The sequence below is a fragment of the Streptomyces sp. NPDC058371 genome, assembly GCF_042723265.1.
GTDB lineage: Bacteria > Actinomycetota > Actinomycetes > Streptomycetales > Streptomycetaceae > Streptomyces.
This window is the reverse complement of record NZ_JBHXJC010000004.1, coordinates 441,808-460,705: the sequence shown is the minus strand read 5'-3', so window position 1 is coordinate 460,705 and position 18,898 is coordinate 441,808. Positions and strand designations below refer to the sequence as shown.

At 70.9% G+C, this 18,898-nt stretch carries 24 protein-coding genes; 12 read left to right on the top strand and 12 right to left on the bottom strand.

Going from position 1 to position 18,898, the window contains the following annotated elements; all coding sequences use genetic code 11:
* Window positions 1-94: 94 nt before the first annotated feature.
* On the bottom strand, window positions 95-874 hold the full coding sequence (locus tag ACFWM2_RS16835) for a class I SAM-dependent methyltransferase (RefSeq protein ID WP_383279477.1): 780 nt from the start codon (window positions 872-874) through the stop codon (window positions 95-97).
* Window positions 875-974: 100 nt separating this feature from the next.
* Between ACFWM2_RS16835 and ACFWM2_RS16830 the strand changes: the two genes are divergently transcribed.
* Window positions 975-1,604: a CGNR zinc finger domain-containing protein gene (locus ACFWM2_RS16830; RefSeq protein ID WP_383279474.1), complete on the top strand. Its 630-nt coding sequence runs from the start codon at window positions 975-977 to the stop codon at window positions 1,602-1,604.
* On the opposite strand, the gene sodX is transcribed toward ACFWM2_RS16830, so the two are convergent.
* On the bottom strand, window positions 1,508-1,942 hold the full coding sequence (gene sodX / locus ACFWM2_RS16825) for a nickel-type superoxide dismutase maturation protease (protein WP_383279471.1): 435 nt from the start codon (window positions 1,940-1,942) through the stop codon (window positions 1,508-1,510). The two genes, ACFWM2_RS16830 and sodX, sit on opposite strands and share 97 nt — an antisense overlap.
* Window positions 1,943-2,087: 145 nt before the next feature.
* On the opposite strand from sodX, the gene sodN reads away from it, so the two are divergent.
* The 3 genes from sodN (at window position 2,088) to ACFWM2_RS16810 (ending at window position 3,567) form a co-directional block, all read left to right on the top strand.
* Window positions 2,088-2,483, top strand: coding sequence for a superoxide dismutase, Ni (sodN, locus tag ACFWM2_RS16820; RefSeq protein WP_023546844.1), 396 nt, complete (start codon window positions 2,088-2,090; stop codon window positions 2,481-2,483).
* Between the two features lie 196 nt (window positions 2,484-2,679).
* Complete coding sequence (locus tag ACFWM2_RS16815) at window positions 2,680-3,105, top strand: helix-turn-helix transcriptional regulator (RefSeq protein ID WP_383279468.1); 426 nt, start codon at window positions 2,680-2,682, stop codon at window positions 3,103-3,105.
* 45 nt (window positions 3,106-3,150) lie between these two features.
* Entirely contained in the window at window positions 3,151-3,567 is a 417-nt protein-coding gene (locus ACFWM2_RS16810) for a VOC family protein (protein WP_383279465.1), read from the top strand.
* 53 nt (window positions 3,568-3,620) lie between these two features.
* Here the strand turns inward: ACFWM2_RS16810 and ACFWM2_RS16805 are convergent, their stop codons facing one another.
* From ACFWM2_RS16805 to ACFWM2_RS16785, 5 genes are all read right to left on the bottom strand, one after another.
* Window positions 3,621-3,968 (bottom strand): DUF952 domain-containing protein, encoded by a 348-nt coding sequence (locus tag ACFWM2_RS16805; protein WP_383279462.1) that lies wholly within the window; start codon window positions 3,966-3,968, stop codon window positions 3,621-3,623.
* Between the two features lie 9 nt (window positions 3,969-3,977).
* Window positions 3,978-5,204, bottom strand: coding sequence for an RNA polymerase sigma factor (locus tag ACFWM2_RS16800; protein ID WP_383279459.1), 1,227 nt, complete (start codon window positions 5,202-5,204; stop codon window positions 3,978-3,980).
* Window positions 5,205-5,209: 5 nt separating this feature from the next.
* Window positions 5,210-5,623 carry a YciI family protein gene (locus ACFWM2_RS16795; RefSeq protein WP_383279457.1) on the bottom strand — a complete coding sequence of 138 codons (414 nt, stop codon included), beginning with the start codon at window positions 5,621-5,623 and terminating at the stop codon, window positions 5,210-5,212.
* 104 nt (window positions 5,624-5,727) lie between these two features.
* Window positions 5,728-5,931 carry a hypothetical protein gene (locus ACFWM2_RS16790; protein WP_383279454.1) on the bottom strand — a complete coding sequence of 68 codons (204 nt, stop codon included), beginning with the start codon at window positions 5,929-5,931 and terminating at the stop codon, window positions 5,728-5,730.
* A 26-nt stretch (window positions 5,932-5,957) separates the two neighbouring features.
* Window positions 5,958-6,545: a dihydrofolate reductase family protein gene (locus tag ACFWM2_RS16785; RefSeq protein ID WP_383279451.1), complete on the bottom strand. Its 588-nt coding sequence runs from the start codon at window positions 6,543-6,545 to the stop codon at window positions 5,958-5,960.
* A 108-nt stretch (window positions 6,546-6,653) separates the two neighbouring features.
* On the opposite strand from ACFWM2_RS16785, the gene ACFWM2_RS16780 reads away from it, so the two are divergent.
* Window positions 6,654-7,244, top strand: coding sequence for a TetR/AcrR family transcriptional regulator (locus ACFWM2_RS16780; RefSeq protein ID WP_383279448.1), 591 nt, complete (start codon window positions 6,654-6,656; stop codon window positions 7,242-7,244).
* 142 nt (window positions 7,245-7,386) lie between these two features.
* Here ACFWM2_RS16780 and ACFWM2_RS16775 read toward each other — a convergent pair whose 3' ends face one another.
* From ACFWM2_RS16775 to ACFWM2_RS16765, 3 genes are all read right to left on the bottom strand, one after another.
* Window positions 7,387-7,983 (bottom strand): GNAT family N-acetyltransferase, encoded by a 597-nt coding sequence (locus tag ACFWM2_RS16775; protein WP_383279445.1) that lies wholly within the window; start codon window positions 7,981-7,983, stop codon window positions 7,387-7,389.
* 306 nt (window positions 7,984-8,289) lie between these two features.
* Entirely contained in the window at window positions 8,290-9,417 is a 1,128-nt protein-coding gene (locus ACFWM2_RS16770; RefSeq protein WP_383279442.1) for a family 2 encapsulin nanocompartment cargo protein polyprenyl transferase, read from the bottom strand.
* Window positions 9,418-9,544: 127 nt separating this feature from the next.
* Window positions 9,545-10,951 carry a family 2B encapsulin nanocompartment shell protein gene (locus tag ACFWM2_RS16765; protein WP_383279439.1) on the bottom strand — a complete coding sequence of 469 codons (1,407 nt, stop codon included), beginning with the start codon at window positions 10,949-10,951 and terminating at the stop codon, window positions 9,545-9,547.
* A 201-nt stretch (window positions 10,952-11,152) separates the two neighbouring features.
* Here ACFWM2_RS16765 and ACFWM2_RS16760 point away from each other — a divergent pair, with 201 nt between their 5' ends.
* From ACFWM2_RS16760 to ACFWM2_RS16750, 3 genes are all read left to right on the top strand, one after another.
* Window positions 11,153-11,386, top strand: coding sequence for a hypothetical protein (locus ACFWM2_RS16760; protein ID WP_383279437.1), 234 nt, complete (start codon window positions 11,153-11,155; stop codon window positions 11,384-11,386).
* A gap of 203 nt (window positions 11,387-11,589) precedes the next feature.
* Entirely contained in the window at window positions 11,590-12,180 is a 591-nt protein-coding gene (locus ACFWM2_RS16755) for an N-acetylmuramoyl-L-alanine amidase (RefSeq protein WP_383279434.1), read from the top strand.
* Window positions 12,181-12,317: 137 nt separating this feature from the next.
* Window positions 12,318-13,232, top strand: a complete 915-nt coding sequence (locus ACFWM2_RS16750; RefSeq protein ID WP_383279431.1) for a 1-aminocyclopropane-1-carboxylate deaminase/D-cysteine desulfhydrase — start codon at window positions 12,318-12,320, stop codon at window positions 13,230-13,232.
* A gap of 114 nt (window positions 13,233-13,346) precedes the next feature.
* On the opposite strand, the gene ACFWM2_RS16745 is transcribed toward ACFWM2_RS16750, so the two are convergent.
* Complete coding sequence (locus tag ACFWM2_RS16745) at window positions 13,347-14,942, bottom strand: Na+/H+ antiporter (protein ID WP_383279429.1); 1,596 nt, start codon at window positions 14,940-14,942, stop codon at window positions 13,347-13,349.
* A gap of 62 nt (window positions 14,943-15,004) precedes the next feature.
* On the opposite strand from ACFWM2_RS16745, the gene ACFWM2_RS16740 reads away from it, so the two are divergent.
* From ACFWM2_RS16740 to ACFWM2_RS16730, 3 genes are all read left to right on the top strand, one after another.
* Entirely contained in the window at window positions 15,005-15,265 is a 261-nt protein-coding gene (locus tag ACFWM2_RS16740) for a UBP-type zinc finger domain-containing protein (RefSeq protein WP_383279426.1), read from the top strand.
* A gap of 250 nt (window positions 15,266-15,515) precedes the next feature.
* Entirely contained in the window at window positions 15,516-15,929 is a 414-nt protein-coding gene (locus tag ACFWM2_RS16735) for an anti-sigma regulatory factor (protein WP_383279423.1), read from the top strand.
* Window positions 15,926-17,029, top strand: a complete 1,104-nt coding sequence (locus ACFWM2_RS16730) for an RNA polymerase sigma factor SigF (RefSeq protein ID WP_383279420.1) — start codon at window positions 15,926-15,928, stop codon at window positions 17,027-17,029. The genes ACFWM2_RS16735 and ACFWM2_RS16730 overlap by 4 nt, the downstream gene beginning before the upstream one ends.
* 37 nt (window positions 17,030-17,066) lie before the next feature.
* Here the strand turns inward: ACFWM2_RS16730 and ACFWM2_RS16725 are convergent, their stop codons facing one another.
* Window positions 17,067-17,516 (bottom strand): hypothetical protein, encoded by a 450-nt coding sequence (locus ACFWM2_RS16725; protein WP_383279417.1) that lies wholly within the window; start codon window positions 17,514-17,516, stop codon window positions 17,067-17,069.
* A gap of 147 nt (window positions 17,517-17,663) precedes the next feature.
* Here ACFWM2_RS16725 and ACFWM2_RS16720 point away from each other — a divergent pair, with 147 nt between their 5' ends.
* Window positions 17,664-18,632 (top strand): diacylglycerol/lipid kinase family protein, encoded by a 969-nt coding sequence (locus ACFWM2_RS16720; protein WP_383279415.1) that lies wholly within the window; start codon window positions 17,664-17,666, stop codon window positions 18,630-18,632.
* Window positions 18,633-18,898 lie beyond the last annotated feature (266 nt).

Sequence of the window (18,898 nt, the reverse complement as noted above, 5' to 3'; positions counted from 1 at the left end):
CGTACCGCCCTTTCGCGTCTGCCGATGACTGGGGGCCGCGAAGGCGGGGGCGGTACGGAATTCCGTACCGCCCCGAAGTCGCTCGCCGCTGCGGCTACTTGACCGCGAGGACCAGCGCGTCCGAGGGCGAGCGCCACACCGTGCGGGCCTCGCCGAAGCCCTTCTCCCGCAGGGTCCGCGCATGCCACTCGGCGGACGGGGTGTCGCCGTCGGCGTGCTCTCCGTAGATCTCGAAGCGCCGGGCGGTGGGGGCGGCGAGGACCGGGTCCTTGCCGGCCAGCTCCCACCATTCGGCCCAGTCGAGGGCGCCGTTCTTCTTGGCCTGATCCATGCGCACGTGCCGCTGCGCGCGCTCCGCCTCGTTGATCCGGGGCGTGCTCTCGTCGATCATGTGGTCGGCGTTCATGAAGACACCGCCGTCGCGGACGACTCCCGCGATCCGGCCGTAGAGGACCGCGAGGGGTTCGCTGTGCAGCCAGTGCAGGGCGGTGGCGGTCAGGACGGCGTCGTACGTGTCGTACGGCAGCCGCGACGTCCACTCCGGATCCTTCAGGTCGGCCGTGACGAAGGAGACCCGGTCGTCACCCTCGAAGGTGCCGCGGGCGATGGCGAGCAGCGCCGGGTCGAGGTCGACACCGGTGCTGGTGGCGGCCGGGAAGCGGTCGAGCAGCCGGGCCGTGATGGTGCCCGTGCCGCAGGCGAGGTCGAGGACCCGGGGTGCGGTGCCGACCAGCGCCTCGACCATGTCCAGCATCACCCGGAAGCGCTCCTCGCGGTCCGGCATGTACCACTCCTGCTGCCGGTCCCAGCTCTCCTGCCATGCCGGCCAGTCGGTTTTGGCCGTCGTGGTGTCCGTTCCGGTCGTGCTCGTCATGGCAGCCCCTTCTCCACTCCACCGCGTAATACCCTGTAAGCACAGTCATCTGTTACTCGACCGCAGGCACGACGATAGAGCGCCCCAGTAAGGACTACAAGTGGAACTGGCCTATTACTCGGATTACGCCGTACGTCTCGTCAACAGCGAGGAGCCGGCCCGGGGCAAGGACGCGCTCACCTCGGTCGAGGCCATCCGTGACCTCTTCGTGGGGAACACGGTGGCCGCCCGGCGGGCCTCGGACGCGGACGTCACCCGCTTCCGTTCCGTACGGGCCCGGCTCCGCGCGGTCTTCGAGGCGGCCGACTCGGGCGACGAGACCCTCGCCGTGGACCTGCTGAACTCCCTGCTCCTGGAGTTCCCGGTGAGCCCGCAGATCTCCGGCCACGACTACCGGGACGACAACGGGCGCCCGCTGTGGCACATGCACCTGGCGGACCATCCGTCGAACGTGACGGCGGGCTACGCGGCGATCGCCGCGATGGGCCTCGCGTTCCACCTCACCGAGTACGGCGTCGACCGGCTCGGCCTGTGCGAGGCCGCACCCTGCCGCAACGCCTTCCTCGACACCTCGACGAACCGCTCCCGGCGCTACTGCTCGGACCGCTGCGCCACCCGCGCCAACGTGGCGGCCTACCGCGCCCGCAAGCGCCTGGAGGCGGACCGGTCCGAGAGCACGGGCCTGGCCGCGGACCAGGCCCAGCGGGCGAGCGCGACCGGCGAACGCTGACCGCGCTCGACCGGGCGGTAGCGAAAACGCACCTTCGCGAGCACCAGATCCTCGGGCACCGTGCCGTAGTCGGTGCTGTCCCCGCCCGCGTACGCGTTGTCGCCGAGGACCCACCAGCCGCCCTCGCGCCGCTCCGCCACCCGTTTGACCACGAGCAGGTCCTGTTGGAACGGATGGCGCAGAACCACCACGTCACCGGGCCGGACACGTGCCCCGTACTGCACAACCAGCCGGTCCCCGTGATGGAGCGTGGGCACCATCGACGGGCCGGTCACCTCGGCCGTCCCAAACGGCAGGACGGCCCTCCCGCCCTCGGTCTCCTGCGACAGCTCCGGCATCGCCGGCACCTCCCCGGTCCTATCCTCCACCAGTCCCAGTCTCACCCTGGACTTTTGTCCTAAGCCCCTGGGGGCACTCGCGAAATCCCTTCTCCTACGGAGTAATGTCCCACCTGAGAAGACGATCACGAGGAAGGACAGCTCAATGCTTTCCCGCCTGTTTGCCCCCAAGGTCAAGGTCAGCGCGCACTGCGACCTGCCCTGTGGTGTGTACGACCCCGCCCAGGCCCGCATCGAGGCCGAGTCGGTGAAGGCCGTCCAGGAAAAGATGGCCGGCAACGACGACCCGCACTTCCAGGCCCGCGCCACCGTCATCAAGGAGCAGCGCGCGGAGCTCGCCAAGCACCACGTCTCGGTGCTCTGGAGCGACTACTTCAAGCCCCCGCACTTCGAGAAGTACCCGGAGCTGCACCAGCTGGTCAACGACGCCCTCAAGGCCCTCTCGGCCGCGAAGGCGTCCACCGACCCGGCCACGGGCCAGAAGGCGCTGGACTACATCGCCCAGATCGACAAGATCTTCTGGGAGACCAAGAAGGCCTGATCTTTTGATCACCCCACCCGGCCTGCGGCTTCTTCCGCCGCCCGGTCTTCCGGTCCGCACCCGGTCCGCATGCCGCCGCTTCCGGCGACCATGACGGACCGGGTGCGGTCTCCCGTTTCCGGCCCGTGCGCCGGCCGGGCCCCCGACTTCCCCGGTCCGCCCCGGAGACCGACCGGCCCCGTGGCATCCTGAGGACGTGACGCTGGAGGACCTGGCCCGGCTGCGGCGGGCGCGTGACCGGATGGACCGCGAGTACGCGGAGCCGCTGGACGTGCCCGAGATCGCGCGCACCGCGCTGATGTCGCCCGGCCACTTCCAGCGCAGCTTCCGGGCGGCGTTCGGCGAGACGCCGTACAGCTATCTCATGACCCGCCGCGTCGAGCGGGCCAAAGCACTGTTGCGGCGGGGCGAGATGACGGTCACCGAGGTCTGCTTGGCCGTGGGGTGTACGTCGCTCGGGTCGTTCAGCTCCCGTTTCACAGAACTGGTGGGCGAGACCCCCAGCGCGTACCGGGCCCGTCCGCACGACCACGGGGCGCCGATCCCGTCCTGCATCGCCCAGCGGCTCACCCGCCCGTCCCGGCACCGCCGCCACGAAGGCGAACCGGGCTCCCGGCTCTGAGGCCCGTCCACTGCCCTGATCCCCGGCAGGCTCTAGCGTGAGCGCATGGATCTGAAACTGTCTCAGTGCTTCATCGCCGTGGACGACCATGACAAGGCGCTCGCGTTCTACCGTGACGTGCTGGGTCTCGAAGTCCGCAACGACGTCGGCTTCGAGGGGATGCGCTGGGTGACCGTCGGCTCGCCGCTCCAGCCGGACGTGGAGATCGTCCTGGAGCCGCCGGCGGCGGACCCGGACACGTCACCGGCCGACAAGCAGGCGATGGCCGAGCTGCTCGCCAAGGGCGTCCTGCGGGGCGTGATCTTCTCGACCACCGACTGCGACGCCCTCTTCGAGCGGGTCCGGAGCTCCGGCGCCGAGGTCCTCCAGGAGCCGGTCGATCAGCCCTACGGCGTGCGCGACTGCGCCTTCCGCGACCCGGCGGGCAACCTGCTGCGGTTCAACGAACGCCGTTCCGGCTGAACCGCACCCCGAGACCGCGGCCCCGTCTCCAGCCCCGTACCCGCTCGACGACTTCAGCCCGTACGGGGCTGTCCGGGGCCCCACGCCTCCACGTCCACCACGGCTGTCACCGGGATCGGGCCGTAGATGTGCGGGAACTCCTCGGCGCCGGGCTCCGGGGCCTCGTAGCGGATCGGGGACGCGAGCCGGTCGGGGTCGATGACCAGCACCACCAGCTCGTCGGGCCCGGTGTAGGAGCCGTACAGGAATGCGGCCACGCCGGGGAGTTGGTGGCGCAGCGAGCAGTGGATGAAGCCCTCCTCCTGGAGGGTGCGGCCGCGGGTGGACATCTCGTACGTGCCCCAGGCGGTGGCCGTCTCCCACAGGGAGCGCTCGGTGAGGTGCAGCAGAGGTTCGGACATGCCGACACGCTACGGCTTCAGGCGCGCCGCCCGCGCCAGCAAATAGCGCTGTTCCGGGAGGCTGAGGGTCTTGCCGGCCGCCGATTCGTAGGCGGCCCGGGCCGCCGTCGTCTCGCCCAGACGCTCCAGCAGATGTCCCCGGACCGCGTCGAGGCGATGGCTGCCCGCCAACTCGTCCTCCAGAAGGTCCAGTTCGGCGAGTCCGGCCCGCGGGCCGTGCACCATGGCGACGGCCACCGTGCGGTTGAGGCGTTCGACCGGCCCGGGGACCTGGCGGACCAGGATGTCGTAGAGGCCGAGGATCTCGCGCCAGTCCGTCGCCTCCGGGGAGGACGCCTCGTCGTGGACGGCGGCGATCGCGGCGCGCAGCTGATACGGCCCGGCTCTCCCCCGCGCCAGCGCCTCCGTGACCAGCGCGACCCCTTCCTGGACCGCCGCCCTGTCCCACCGGCCCCGGTCCTGCTCGTCCAGCGGGATCAGTTCTCCGTGCGGTCCGGTGCGCGCGGCGCGGCGGGCGTCCGTGAGCAGCATCAGCGCCAGCAGGCCCGTCACTTCGCGGTCCTCGGGGAGCAGCCGGTGGACGGTGCGGGTCAACCGGATGGCCTCACCGGCGAGTTCGGACCGCTGCAGGGCCGCTCCCGAGGTCGCCGTATAGCCCTCGTTGAAGATCAGGTAGAGGGTCCCCAGGACGGCGGGCAGCCGGTCCTCCCAGTGGTCGGGGCGGCCGAACCGGACCCCTCTCACCCGCTGCTTGGCCCGGCTGATCCGCTGCGCCATCGTCGCCTCCGGCACCAGATGGGCCCGCGCGATCTCCGCCGTGGTCAGACCGCCGACGGCGCGCAGGGTGAGCGCGATCTGGGCGGGCGGGGTGAGATCCGGGTGGCAGCAGAGAAAGAGGAGGCTGAGTGTGTCGTCGTCCTGCGGGGCCCGGGCCAGCCCCGGCTCGGGCGCCGTGAACGCGTCCCGCGGGGTGAGCGCCGCCGCCTTCTCCTCGCGCAGCCGTCGCGCCTCCTCGCTGCGCAGCGCGTCGGTCAGGCGTCGCGAGGCGACCTTGATCAGCCAGCCGCGCGGGTTGTCGGGCACCCCGGCCGCCGGCCACTGCCCGGCCGCGGCGAGCAGCGCCTCCTGTACGGCGTCCTCGGCCGCGTCGAAGTGCCCGTAGCGCCGGACGAGCGCGCCGAGGACCTGCGGGGCGTGCCGGCGCAGCAGGTCCTCGGTCCCGGTGGTGCGATGCACGGGGCTCAGATGTCCCCGGCGCCGTCGAGGATGGGCCGGATCACCACCGGGTAGTTGGTGACCCCCTCGGGGCCGGGACACCCGGTGACGCGCGCGGCGATCTCGGTGACCCGCTCCAGGCTCTCGCACTCCAGGACCCAGTAGCCGGCCATCAGCTCCTTGGTCTCGCCGTACGGTCCGTCGGTGATCACGGCCCTGCCGTCCTCGCCGGCCGTGACCAGCCGGGTGAGCCCGGGCTCGGCCAGCCCCTGCGCGTCGACCAGCTCACCGGTCTCGGAGAGGTCGTTGTTGATCGCGCCCATGAAGGCGTACATGGCCGCCAGTTCCGCTTCGCTCCAGGCCGGGGAGCCCGCGGAGGGCTTGCCCCGCATGCCCTCGTAGTCCGCCTGCGTCCCCTGAACCATCACCAGGTACTTCATGAGTCGGCTCCTTCGGCTGCCTCGTCCGGGCCGCCCGTTCGGGCGGCTCTCACAGGGGACGTCGGAGCCGGACCGCGTTTCTCGACACGGTCGCGGGAACTCCGTCAGGATTTCTTCGTGGCCGGTGCCCCGGCTGTCTTCCGGGGCTCCTCGGCGGACTCGGCTTCATCGGCGTACGCCGCGCACTCGCGGTTCCCGCAGGGTCCGGGCCCCCATACGGGAACCCAGGCGCCCAGGGTCTTGTGGCGCCGCACGACCGTGGCGACCGGCTGCCCGCACGCGGGACAGACATGCTCATCGGTGCCCATGTCTCCAGGGTAGGACGAGAGGCGGTTCAGCGCTTCCTGCCGTACGTCGTCACGAGCACCCCGTTCTTGAAGGCGCGCACCCCGTCCAGGGTGAACTCGGTGAGGGCGAACCCGGAGCCGAACATCGGCAGGCCCGAACCGAGCACGAGCGGGTACGTCTTGATGACGAGCTCGTCCACCTCGTCGAGCAGCTGACCCGCGAGCTGCGAGCCGCCGCAGAGGTAGATGCCCATCTCGCCGTCCTCGGCCTTGAGTTCGCGGACCTTGCCGAGGACGTCGTCCGCGACGATCTCCACGTGCGGGTCGGGCGACTCCTTGAGGCTGCGTGAGGCGACGTACTCCCGCAGATGGGCGTACGGGCTGGTGACGCCGAGCTCCAGGGCCAGGTCGTAACTGGCGCGGCCCTGGATGACCGTGTCGAACCTCCGGTTCTCCAGGTCGTCGATGCCGAGCGGCCGACGGCCGTGGGTGGGCAGTGTCTCCGGATACTCGGCCTTGAGGAAGTCCTCGAAGAACTCCTCGTCCACGAAGGGGACGAAGAACTGGGCATCGCCGTCGGGGCCCCCGATGAAGCCGTCGATCGAGCAGGCGATGAAGTACGTGAGCTTGCGCAAGCCGGTCTCTTTCCGTAGGGCAGCAGAACCACTTCAGTTATAGTACTTTGCCTGTAGTGGTTGCAAGGGAATTCCGGCGACCGAAGCAAGTGGCAGAGGGGACTCCGCATGGCGCGCAATCCGGAGCGCAGGGCCGCACTCGTCGACGCCGCGGTCGAGGTGCTGGCACAAGAGGGCGCGCGCGGGCTGACGTTCCGCGCGGTGGACGGCGAGGCCGGGGTGCCGGTGGGCACCGCCTCGAACTACTTCACCGGACGCGACGACCTGCTGCGCCAGATCGACGAACGACTGCACGTGCGGCTCGCACCGGACCCCGGCGTTCTCGCCGAACTGATGGCGGCGCCGAAGGACCGCGCACTGGTCACGGCCTTCATGCATGACCTGCTGAGCCGCGCCGACCGTGACCGCACGGGCTATCTCGCGCTCTTCGAGATGCGCCTGGAGGCCACCCGCCGACCGGCCCTGCGCGACTCGTTCACCGCGTCGGTACGGGGCGATCTCACGTACGGCATGGAGTTCCACCGCGATGCCGGGCTGCCCGGCGGCGACGAGACCGTGACGGTGCTCTACCTCGCCATGCTCGGGCTGCTCCTGGAACACCTGACCCTGCCGGGGGTGCTGGACGGCGTCCTGCCCGGCATCTCGGTCCCGGACGCGCTGGTGGAACGGATCGTGGCGACGATCGTGCCGGCGGAGTGACGGGGCGCGCGCCCGGGGCCGGTGAAGTGGCGGGTCGGGCCTGGGACCGCGAAGGGGCGGGTCGGGCCTGGGACCGCGAAGGGGCGGGTCGGGCCTGGGACCGTGAAGGGGCGGGTCGGGCCTGGGCTCGGGAAGAGGCGGGTCAGGTCCGGGGCTCGCGCCACATGGGCCACATCGGCGGTCCGCCGGGCAGGTCGACCGCAGGGCTCCTGAAGACGAAGCCGAGCCGCTCGTACAGCCGGCGGCTGCGGGTGCTGCTCGCCTCCAGATAGGCGGGCAGGCCCTCGCGGTCGCAGCGGTCGAGGACGGGCCGCATGAGCGCGCTGCCGAGCCCCTCGCCCTGATGGCCGGGGGCCACGGCGATCATCCACAGGTACTCGTGGGCGCGGCCGGCCGGGTGGATCTCGTTCGTCAACCGGCCCACCAGCTCGACGCGTTCATTGTCCGGGTCGACCGCCTTGCGCAGCTGCACCGGCCCCTCGTCGTCGTCCGCGTGACCGGCGTCCGCGGGCACCGACAGCCACATCGCGCACGCCGTGCCGTCCTCGGTCACGTCGACGCGCCCCTCGGCGAGCACGATGTCGAGGAAGACCGCCATCAGCTTCGGGTGCGTGGCGCGGCGGTACGCCTCGTCGGGGAAGATCCAGCTGCTCACCGGGTCGTTCTGGAACGCCTGGTCGAGCAGGCGGGTCACCAGCTCCCGGTCTCCCTCGCCCGCCCTCCGGATACCCACACCCATGTCCCGCCCCTTCGCATCAGCTGTCTCAACCGCCGCTGATCGTACGGCGGTTCGACTCGGGGTCAGGCGCGGGGCGGGCCCGTGCACCGAACGAAGGAGCGGGCCCCGCACACCGTGGGGATGTGCGGGGCCCGCCCGGCCGGGATCCCGGTGCCGTACGGAGGTCAGGTGCCGTACGGACCCGGGGCCCCGGGGTCTGCGATCTCCGGAACGCTGCCCGTGTGAGGTGGGTCGCGAAACCACCGGCCCTTCGTCTTCGGCCGGTGGGCCGCTTCCACCCCTGCCGGACAGCGACTCCGGCGGCGCTCAGTTGGTGCGTCTGGTCACGAACTCGGCCAGCGCGAGAAGGCCGCCCGCCGCTTCCGGTTCCGGCACCGCCCGGGACAGCTCGTGCATCGCCCGGGACATCCGGTCGGCCGCCTGGACCTGCGCCCAGTCGCGACCGCCCGCCCGCTCGACGGCCAGGACCGTGCGCTCCAACTCCCCTTCCTCGTACGGAACTCCGTACAGCTCGGCCAGTTCGGCGGCGGCCGGAGTGCCGGAGGCCAGCGCGGCGACCACGGGCAGCGACTTCTTGCGGGCGATGAGGTCCGCCCCGGCCGGCTTGCCGGTACGGCTCGGGTCCCCCCAGATCCCGATCACGTCGTCGATCAGCTGGAAGGCGAGCCCGGCCTCCCGGCCGAACGCGTCCAGCGCCTCGACGTCCTCCTCGTCCGCTCCCGCGTACAGCCCGCCGAGTGCACAGGCGCAGCCGAGCAGTGCGCCCGTCTTGGCCTCGGCCATTTCGAGGCACTCGTCGAGAGTGACCTCACGGGGGCCGCGCTTCTCCATGGCCGTGTCCGTGTGCTGGCCCGCGCACAGCTCGACGACGCAGTCCGCGAGCCGGACGGCGGCCGCCGAGGACGCCGGGTGCGGATCCTCGGCGAGCAGCCGCTGGGCGAGTGCCTGCAGGGCGTCCCCGGCGAGGATCGCGTCGGCGTCGCCGAACACGGTCCAGGCGGTGGGGCGGTGCCTGCGGGTGGTGTCGCGGTCCATGACGTCGTCGTGCAGCAGCGTGAAGTTGTGGATCAACTCCACCGCGGCTGCCGCCCGTACGGCCGACGCCTGTTGGCCGCCCAGCGCCCGGGTGGCGGACAGGACGAGGGCGGGCCGGATCGCCTTGCCCGCGTTGCCCGCTGCCGGGGTGCCGTCCGCGTGCTCCCAGCCGAAGTGGTAGAGCGCGATCCGGCGCATGGATCCGGGCAACGACTCGATGGCCCTGCGCAGTTCGGGGTCGACGGACGCCCGCGCACGCTCCAGGATGGCGGCCGCCTCCTGCCCGTCGGGCGGACTCGGCGGGCTGTGCGTTCCAACGGGCGGAACGCGGGGCGGCCCTTTCCTTTCGATGGTGCGCCTTTCGCGTGTCTCGGTCGGACCCTGCTTCGTCTCCGTCATGAACTCACCCACTGGGATCGCCTCGGAGAGCTCCCGGACGGCGGCGCCTGCGCGCCGTCACCGGACGCATACCCCCTGGGTGTACCCGCCCCGGAGGGCGGGAACACGGCGTCCGGTGCGCGGAGGGTCACCGCCAGCGGCCGATCTCGACGTTCTCCAGGATGCCGAGGGCGTCCGGCACGAGCACCGCAGCCGAGTAGTAGGCGGTCACCAGGTAGGAGATGATCGCCTGCTCGTTGATGCCCATGAAGCGCACCGACAGGCTCGGCTCGATCTCGTCCGGGATGCCGGCCTGCTGGAGGCCGATCACACCCTGCTCGGCCTCGCCGGTACGCATGGCGATGATCGAGGTCGTACGGGCGTCGGTGACCGGGATCTTGTTGCACGGGTAGATCGGGACTCCGCGCCAGGTCGGGATGCGGTTGCCGGCGATCTCGACGCTCTCGGGGACGAGCCCTCGCTTGTTGCACTCGCGGCCGAACGCGGAGATCGCGCGCGGGTGGGCGAGGAGCAGCTTGGTGCCACGCCTGCGGCTGAGCAGTTCGTCCAGGTCGTCCGGGCTGGGCACGCCGTCGTGCGGCTGGAGCCGCTGGTCGTACTCGCAGTTGTTGAGCAGTCCGAACTCCCGGTTGTTGATGAGCTCGTGCTCCTGGCGCTCCTTGAGCGCCTCCACGGTCAGCCGGAGCTGTTGCTCGGTCTGGTTCATCGGCTGGTTGTAGAGGTCGGCCACGCGCGTGTGCAGGCGCAGCACGGTCTGGGCGATGCTCAGTTCGTACTCGCGGGGCGCGGACTCGTAGTCGACGAAGGTGCCGGGGATGTCCGGCTCACCGGAGTGGCCTGCCGCGAGGTCGATCTCCTTCTCGCCGTACTTGTTGGTGCGCTGCGACGGGATGGAGCACATCTCCGCGAGGTGGGTGCGCAGCGACTCGGAGCGCTCCGCGACCTGTTCGAGGTCCTGGCGGGGCAGCACGAGCACGGTGCACGCGGTGACCGCGCGGGCGGTGTACTCCCAGATGGCCTCCGGGTCGATCAGCGCCTGCTCGCCGAAGTACGCGCCGTCGGCGAGGACGCCGAGCACCGCGTCGTCCCCGTACGGGCCGGTGCCGGTCTTCTCCACCTTGCCGTGCGCGAGCAGGAACACCCCGTCGGCGGGGCTGCCGAACTCGGTGAGCACCGATCCCGGCGCGAACTCCCGCTGCTGGCAGCGCTGGGCGAGCTCGCCGAGCACCTCCTGGTCCTCGAACGTCCGCAGGATCGGCAGCTCGCCGAGCTCCGCGGGGATGACCCGCACCTGGTCGCCGGTCTTCACGAACGTGACCCGGCCGTCCCCCACGGAGTAGCTCAGCCGCCGGTTCACCCGGTACGTACCACCCTGCACGTTCACCCACGGCAGCGTGCGCAGCAGCCACCTCGAGCTGATCTCCTGCATCTGCGGTGCGGACTTGGTCGTGGTGGCCAGGTTCCGCGCGGCCGATGTGCCGAGACTCTGCTGCGGCCTGTCCTGACCTGCGCGGACCTCTTCGCCTACCGACATGAAAATTGCCCTCCCGGTCGTGCACTGATCTGCGAGGGCAACCCTTTCATCACGGAGCGTGTCGGTGCTATTACACGAATGAGCGGGAATGGATCACCGGAGAACTGGGCATGCGGCCGGGCGGAGGCGCGGGAACTCCAAGATCCGGCCATCCGTTGGATGCACGACCGGACCCTCGACGGACTAGGACGGGAGAGGGCAATGGCAGGATTTCTGGATCGCGCCAAGGAGCAGGCCCAGCGGGGCCTGACACAGGGCAAGCAGAAGATCGACGACGTACAGGCGCAGCGCACCGGCGGCGATCTGCTGAAGAAGCTCGGCGCCGCGTACTACGCCGAGCGCCGGGGCAGCGGCTCCCCCCAGGCGACGCAACAGGCCCTTCAGGCCCTGGAGAGCCACATCGCGGCGAACGGAGACGCGTTCCTGCGCGCCTGAGCGGTGCGGCCCGGCGCTCTCACGCAGTGCCCTCACAACAGTCGCCGGCCTTCGCCGTGCCCAGCTGAGCGTCACAGTGCCCGCTGACCGGATCGGCTCGCACGCTGTACGAGCGGCTGGCCCAGGTCGCCGAGTTACGGGTACAAGCAGCGTTATGAGGCGGCCGCGACCCGTGGCCGTCGCGCAGCGCGAAGGAGACGGCCATGGCCCCACCCATGTCCGCGGGCAGCTTCCTCGACCGGCTCAGGGCCGAAGGCGTCACCGTCGTCGAGGTCGGCGACTGGGAGCACCACAACCGCAACGCGAAGGGCCCCTGGGGGCCGGTGCACGGCGTGATGATCCACCACACCGTGACTTCGGGCAGCGAGGCCACGGTCGAGCTCTGCCGCGACGGTTACCCCGCGCTGCCCGGCCCGCTCTGCCACGGCGTCATCACCAAGGACGGCGTCGTCCATCTCGTCGGCTACGGCCGCGCCAACCACGCGGGCCTCGGCGACGACGACGTCCTGCGCGCCGTGATCGCCGAGAAGGCCCTCCCGCCGGACAACGAGGCGAACACCGACGGCAACCGCCACTTCTACGGCTTCGAGTGCGAGAACCTCGGCGACGGCGAGGATCCCTGGCCCGAGGCCCAGCTCGACGCCATCGAGCGGGTCGCGGCCGCCATCTGCCGCCACCACGGCTGGACGGAGCGCTCGGTCATCGGCCACCTGGAATGGCAGCCGGGAAAGGTCGACCCCCGCGGCTTCACGATGGCCTCCCTACGGGAACGCGTCCGCGACCGCTTGAAGTGAGGCGGCGGCCGGCGACCCCGGGCCGACCCGGCGCGCGGTGACGCGCGGCGCCGGGGCGGCCCGCGCCGCCACCCCGGCCCGCTCGGACGGCCCGCCCTCGGACGGCCCGTCCCGGGCACGTGGACGACAATGGTCGGGTGGCCGGTACCGACACCTCTGATGCGCTCGACCTGGACGATCTGCGTCCGCGGTTGCCGTCGCCGGTGGTCGAGGTCGCGGACGAGCGCTTCGGGCGGCACGGGGTGCGGCTGCTGCTCAAGCGGGACGATCTGATCCACCCGGAGCTGATCGGCAACAAGTGGCGCAAGCTGGCCCCGAACCTGACGGCAGCGGCGGGCCGCACAGTACTGACCTTCGGCGGGGCGTACTCGAACCACCTGCGCGCGACGGCCGCCGCCGGCCGTCTGCTGGGCCGGCCCACCGTCGGTGTGGTCCGCGGCCAGGAGCTGGCCGACCGCCCGCTCAACCCGTCTCTCGCCCGGTGCGCGGCCGACGGCATGCGGCTCCACTTCGTCGACAGATCGACGTACCGCCGCAAGACCGAACCGGAGACGCTGGCCGGCATTCTGCGCGCGCTGGCCGCCGAGGACGCGTATGTCGTACCCGAGGGCGGCAGCAACTCCCGTGCCGTACGCGGCTGCCGGGCGCTCGGCGAGGAGCTCGGCGGCCACGCCGACGTCGTCGCCCTCGCCTGCGGCACCGGCGGCACCCTCGCCGGCCTGGCCGCCGGCCTGGCTCCGGGCCGCCGCGCCCTGGGCATACCGGTCCTGAAGGGCGGCTTCCTGCCGGCCGGCATAAGCGCACTCCAGCACCACGCCTTCGGCGGCCCCCGCGGCGACTGGTCCCTCGACGACCGCTTCCACTTCGGCGGCTACGCCCGTACCACCCCCGAACTCCACGCCTTCGCCGAGGACTTCGAGCAGCGTCACGGCCTGCCCGTGGAACGTCTCTATGTCGCCAAGATGCTGTACGGACTTGTCGCCCTGGCGGACGAGGCCGCCTTCCCCCGCGGGACGACGGTGGCAGCCGTGATCACGGGGGCCCCGCTGTAGGGCCTGTCCGGTGGATCTTGCGGTTCCGTCCCCACGGCGCCCGGAAACGGGGCGCGACCCATCGCACGATCCGCCGGACAGGCTCTGAGGGCCGGCGACCCCGCACCGTCCGCGTCACTCCGTCTCACGGAACGCCGCCGCCTCCTCCAGGTCCAGCCGTCGCAGCAGCGTGCGCAGCATCTCGTCGTCGATGTAGCGCAGGTCCCGCAGCTTCACGAAGACCTCGCGTTCGGCGCCGATCATCTCCCGCGAGAGGCGGCGGTAGGTGTCGTCGTGGGTCTCCCCGGTGACCGGATTGACCGCGCCGAGCCGCTCCCAGACGGAGTTGCGGCGCCGCTCCAGGACGGAGCGCAGCCGGTCGGCGAGCGGCTCCGGCAAGGTGTTGCGCTCGTCGGTGAGGAGCCCGTCGAGGCGCTGCTCGGCGGACCGGGACGCCTGTGCCTGCGCATTGGCCTCCGCGAGCGTCTCCGCCTGCGAGTCCCGTCCCGGCAGCTTCAGCAGCCGGATCAACGGGGGCAGGGTGAGCCCCTGTACGACGAGCGTCCCGATGACGGTCGTGAAGGTCAGGAAGAGGATGAGGTTGCGCTCGGGGAAGCGCTCGCCGCCGTGCACGGTCAGCGGGATCGAGAAGGCGATGGCGAGCGAGACGACGCCCCGCATGCCGGCCCAGGCGATGACGAACGGCCCCTTCCAGCCGGGGTTCTCCTCCCTCCCCCGGATCCGTGCCGACAGCAGCCGCGGCACGAAGGTCGCCGGATACACCCAGATGAACCGGGTCGCCACGACCACGAGGAAGAGGAGCACGCCGTACCAGGCGGCCCGTCCGCCCTCGTACGCCCCGAGGCCCTTCAGCACCAGCTGCAGCTGCAGACCGATGAGCGCGAAGACCGCCGACTCCAGCACGAAGGCGACCATCTTCCAGACGGCCTCCTCCTGGAGCCGGGTCGCGAAGTCGACCTCCCAGGAGCGGTGTCCGAGGTAGAGCGCGACGACGACCACGGCGAGCACCCCGGAGGCGTGCACCTGCTCGGCGACCCCGTACGCGACGAAGGGGATCAGCAGGGAGAGGGTGTTCTGCAGGAGCGCCTCCCCCAGGTGCATGCGCAGCCAGTGCAGCGGCACCATCAGGACCAGCCCGACCACGACGCCGCCGACCGCGGCCAGCAGGAACTCCTTGAGTCCGCCCGCCCAGGTCGCCCCTTCGCCGATCGCGGCCGCGAGGGCCACCTTGTAGGCGGTGATCGCGGTGGCGTCGTTCACCAGGGACTCGCCCTGCAGGATGGTGGTGATCCGCGAGGGCAGCCCCACCCGCCGCGCCACCGCCGTGGCGGCGACCGCGTCCGGCGGCGCCACCACCGCGCCGAGCACCAGCGCCGCGGTCAGCGGCAGCCCCGGCACGATCAGATACGCGGCCCAGCCGACGACGACGGTCGCGAAGAGGACGTAGCCGACCGAGAGCAGCGCCACGGGCCGCATCTGGGCCCGCAGGTCCAGGTACGAGCTGTCCGCGGCCGCCGTGTACAGCAGCGGGGGCAGCACCAGCGGCAGCACCACGTCGGGGTCGAGCGTGTACTCGGGCACCCCGGGGACGTACGAGATCACCAGGCCCACCGTGACGAGCAGCAGCGGTGCGGGTACGGGCGTGCGGCGGGCCGCCCCGGCCACCATGGCGCTGCCGGCGACCAGCAACAGCAGTGGCAAAACGTCCATGGTCTTCCGCCCGCCCTCTGTTTTCGCGCGGCTTCCCGCACACCCGTCGTAACCTGGCAATCATGAAACAGTGCACGCACGTCGACGCGCTGCCGCACCCCGAGCCCACGCCCTTGAGCGAAACGTGTCTCGAGTGCCAGGCCGCAGGCACGAATCCGGTCCAGCTGCGGCTGTGCGAGGTGTGCGGGCACGTGGGCTGCTGCGACTCCTCACCCCTGCGTCACGCCACGGAGCATTTCAAGGAAACCGGCCACCCGGTGATGCGTACGCTCGAAACCGGCGAGAGCTGGCGTTGGTGCTTCGTCGACCACGTACTCGTGTGACCCTGGATCCGAACGGTTCGACGGTCTGACGCCTGGGTACGTCAACCCGGCGCACGCTCTTCCTATTTGGGCCCGCAGACCCCTAGCCACTGTCCGTACTCATAGGCTTACTATGAGTGACAGCACGGGGGCGGGGTCCCCGGGACAGGGAACCTGGGAGCGCGATAGCGTCACCGCTGAACCACATAGCGCGTTACCCGGGGGGCGACCCTCGGCCCCCGAAAGAGCTTGTACCACCTTGGAGGTGAGGGTGTCCCAGATCGCAGGCGAGCCCGCGACCCAGGACTTCGTGGAAGTCCGGCTGCCGGCTGCGGGTGCCTACCTGTCGGTGCTGCGGACGGCCACGGCCGGCCTCGCGGCGCGTTTGGACTTCACCCTCGACGAGATCGAGGATCTGCGCATCGCGGTGGACGAGGCCTGCGCGATCCTGTTGCAACAGGCCGTCCCCGGCTCGGTCCTGAGTTGCGTCTTCCGGCTGATCGACGACTCACTGGAGGTCACCGTCTCGGCGCCGACCACGGACGGTCACGCCCCCGCGCGCGACACCTTCGCCTGGACCGTCCTGTCGGCTCTCGCCGGCCAGGTCGACTCCACCGTCGCCGAAGACAAGACCGTGACGATCAGTCTCTACAAGAAGCGCGGCGCGGGACCCGGGCCGGCGTGAGGAACGGGGACGGGCCGGTGCGGGACGAAGAGCGCGGCACACGGGAACTTCCCGCCGAGGGCGCCCGTGGCCCGGGCGGGCCGCGGCCCCTGGCGGACAGCGTCGACGGCATCCCCGAGCAGGCCCGGCCGCATCCGGAGGACGACGCTTCCCCGGCGGCGGCCGACACGTCTCAGCAGGGGGATCTCCCCGGCTCCGCGGCCGAGACCTCGGCCGCGGAGCCGAGGGCTCGGGGAATGGTGACGGGCGGGACTATGAGCGAGCACGAGCGGCACGACAAGCCGGAGGCGCAGAGCGTGCAGGGCGCGCAGCACGGGCCGCGTGCCCAGTACATCCGGCACGACCCCCAGGACCGCAGCGGGGCACGGACGATGTTCATCGAGCTGCGCAAGCTGAAGGACGGCAGCGCCGAGTACGCGGAACTGCGCAACCAGCTGGTCCGCATGCACCTGCCGCTCGTCGAGCACCTCGCGCGCCGCTTCCGCAATCGCGGCGAGCCGCTGGACGACCTCACCCAGGTCGCCACCATCGGTCTGATCAAGTCGGTCGACCGCTTCGACCCGGAGCGCGGCGTCGAGTTCTCGACGTACGCGACCCCGACCGTCGTCGGCGAGATCAAGCGGCACTTCCGCGACAAGGGCTGGGCGGTGCGGGTGCCGCGGCGCCTGCAGGAGTTGCGTCTCGCGCTCACCACGGCGACCGCGGAGCTCTCGCAGCAGCACGGCCGCTCCCCCACGGTCCATGAGCTCGCCGAGAAGCTGGGCATCTCGGAGGAGGAGGTCCTGGAGGGCCTGGAGTCCGCCAACGCGTACTCCACGCTGTCCCTGGACGTCCCGGACACCGACGACGAGTCGCCGGCCGTCGCGGACACGCTGGGCGCCGAGGACGAGGCGCTGGAGGGGGTCGAGTACCGCGAGTCCCTCAAGCCGCTCCTCGAGGACCTTCCGCCCCGAGAGAAGCGGATCCTGCTCCTGCGCTTCTTCGGCAACATGACGCAGTCGCAGATCGCCCAGGAGGTCGGCATCTCCCAGATGCACGTCTCGCGTCTGCTGGCCCGCACACTGGCCCAGCTCCGGGAAAAACTCCTCGTCGAGGAGTAGGCCGCACCCCTCGTCGAGGAGTGGGCCGCTCCGGCCGCTAGTTCTCGTCCTGTACGCGGCCCGGTCCCCGGATCCCGAGCGCGCGGGTCGTCGCGGAGTTCACGAGCAGCACCAGCGCCGCGATCGCGACGGCCGCAAGGGCGATCCCGGCCGGGATGGCGATGCTGTCGGCCTGCAGCAGGCTGTAGGCGACGGGCAGCGCCATGATCTGCGTGATCACCGCCGGCCCCCGGCTCCAGCTGCGGCGCAGCAGCAGACCGCGCGCCGCAAGCAGGGGCAGCAGCGCCAGCACGATCAGGGTGATGCCTCCGGTGACCGACTGCTGCCGGTCGCCCCCGTCACCGGTGCCGCCGCGAACGAGCATGTAGACACCGCCCGCGACCAGGGCCAGCCCCTCCAGCGCGGCAAGCGCGGCCGCGGCGGTCAGCCGCCCGGGGCGGGGTTCGGCGGTGGGGGTGTCGGTGCTGGGGTTCTGCTCAGGACTCACCCCTGAAGAGTAGCCCGCGGCCACCTCCTGCCGACCGGCCCCCGGCCCGCCCCCGCCTTCACTCCGACCGGGCCGGCACCCCCCTGCTCTTACCTGATCCCTACCTCGGTCTGGGCCGAGTACCACCCGGTAGGTACCCTGCCTGTCATGCGTGCACTTCTCGTGGTCAATCCGGCGGCAACCACCACAAGTGCGCGTACGCGTGACGTATTGATCCACGCATTGGCCAGCGAGATGAAGCTGGAGGCGGTCACCACCGAGTACCGCGGACATGCGCGGGACCTCGGCCGGCAGGCCGCGGAGAGCAAGGACATCGAGCTGGTCGTGGCCCTCGGCGGCGACGGCACGGTGAACGAGGTCGTGAACGGCCTGCTGCATCACGGCCCCGACCCGCAGCGCCTCCCCCGCCTCGCGGTGGTCCCCGGCGGCTCGACCAACGTCTTCGCACGCGCCCTCGGTCTCCCCAATGACGCGGTGGAGGCCACCGGCGCCCTCCTGGACGCGCTGCGCGAGAACCGGGAGCGCACCGTCGGCCTCGGCCTCGCCGCCGGCACCCCGGGCACCGAGGACGAGGCGGTGCCGTCCCGCTGGTTCACGTTCTGCGCGGGGCTCGGCTTCGACGCGGGCGTGATCGGCCGGGTCGAGCAGCAGCGCGAGCGCGGCAAGCGCTCCACCCACGCGCTGTATTTGCGCCAAGTGGTACGCCAGTTTTTGGACGAACCTCACCGCAGGCACGGCACGATCACGCTGGAGCGCCCCGGCCAGGACCCGGTCCAGGATCTGGTCCTGTCCATAATCTGCAACACCTCGCCATGGACGTTTCTCGGCAATCGTCCGGTGTACGCGTCACCTAAGGCCTCGTTCGATACCGGGCTCGACGTACTCGGCCTCAGCCGCATGTCGACGGCCTCGGTTGCCCGGTATGCCACCCAGTTGCTCACTTCGTCCCCCGAACGCGGACCCCAGGGCAAACACGCGGTGTCGCTGCATGACTTGACAGACTTCACCTTGCATTCGAAGGTCCCACTCCCCCTTCAGATGGACGGCGACCACCTGGGGCTGCGGACTAGCGTGACGTTCACAGGCGTACGCCGTGCACTGCGTGTGATTGTGTGAGCGGAAGGGCCCAAAGTCCTTTCACTCGAACGTTTAGGCCAGGATCCACCCCATGGAAGTACGGCTGTGACCTAGTCGACACCGAGGAATCAAAAAAAACTTTCCTGAAGGGGTTGTATCCGCCGCTGAGGTTTGCGAGTCTCTACGTGGCGCTCGGGGCGGCCCGCACAATCGGCCCCCATGGAGAGCCCGAACCCCTCCTCAATCCACAGGACCACGTCAGTCCGTCTGACGCTCGGCCCTTCACTTGTTGAGGGATTCGTGAA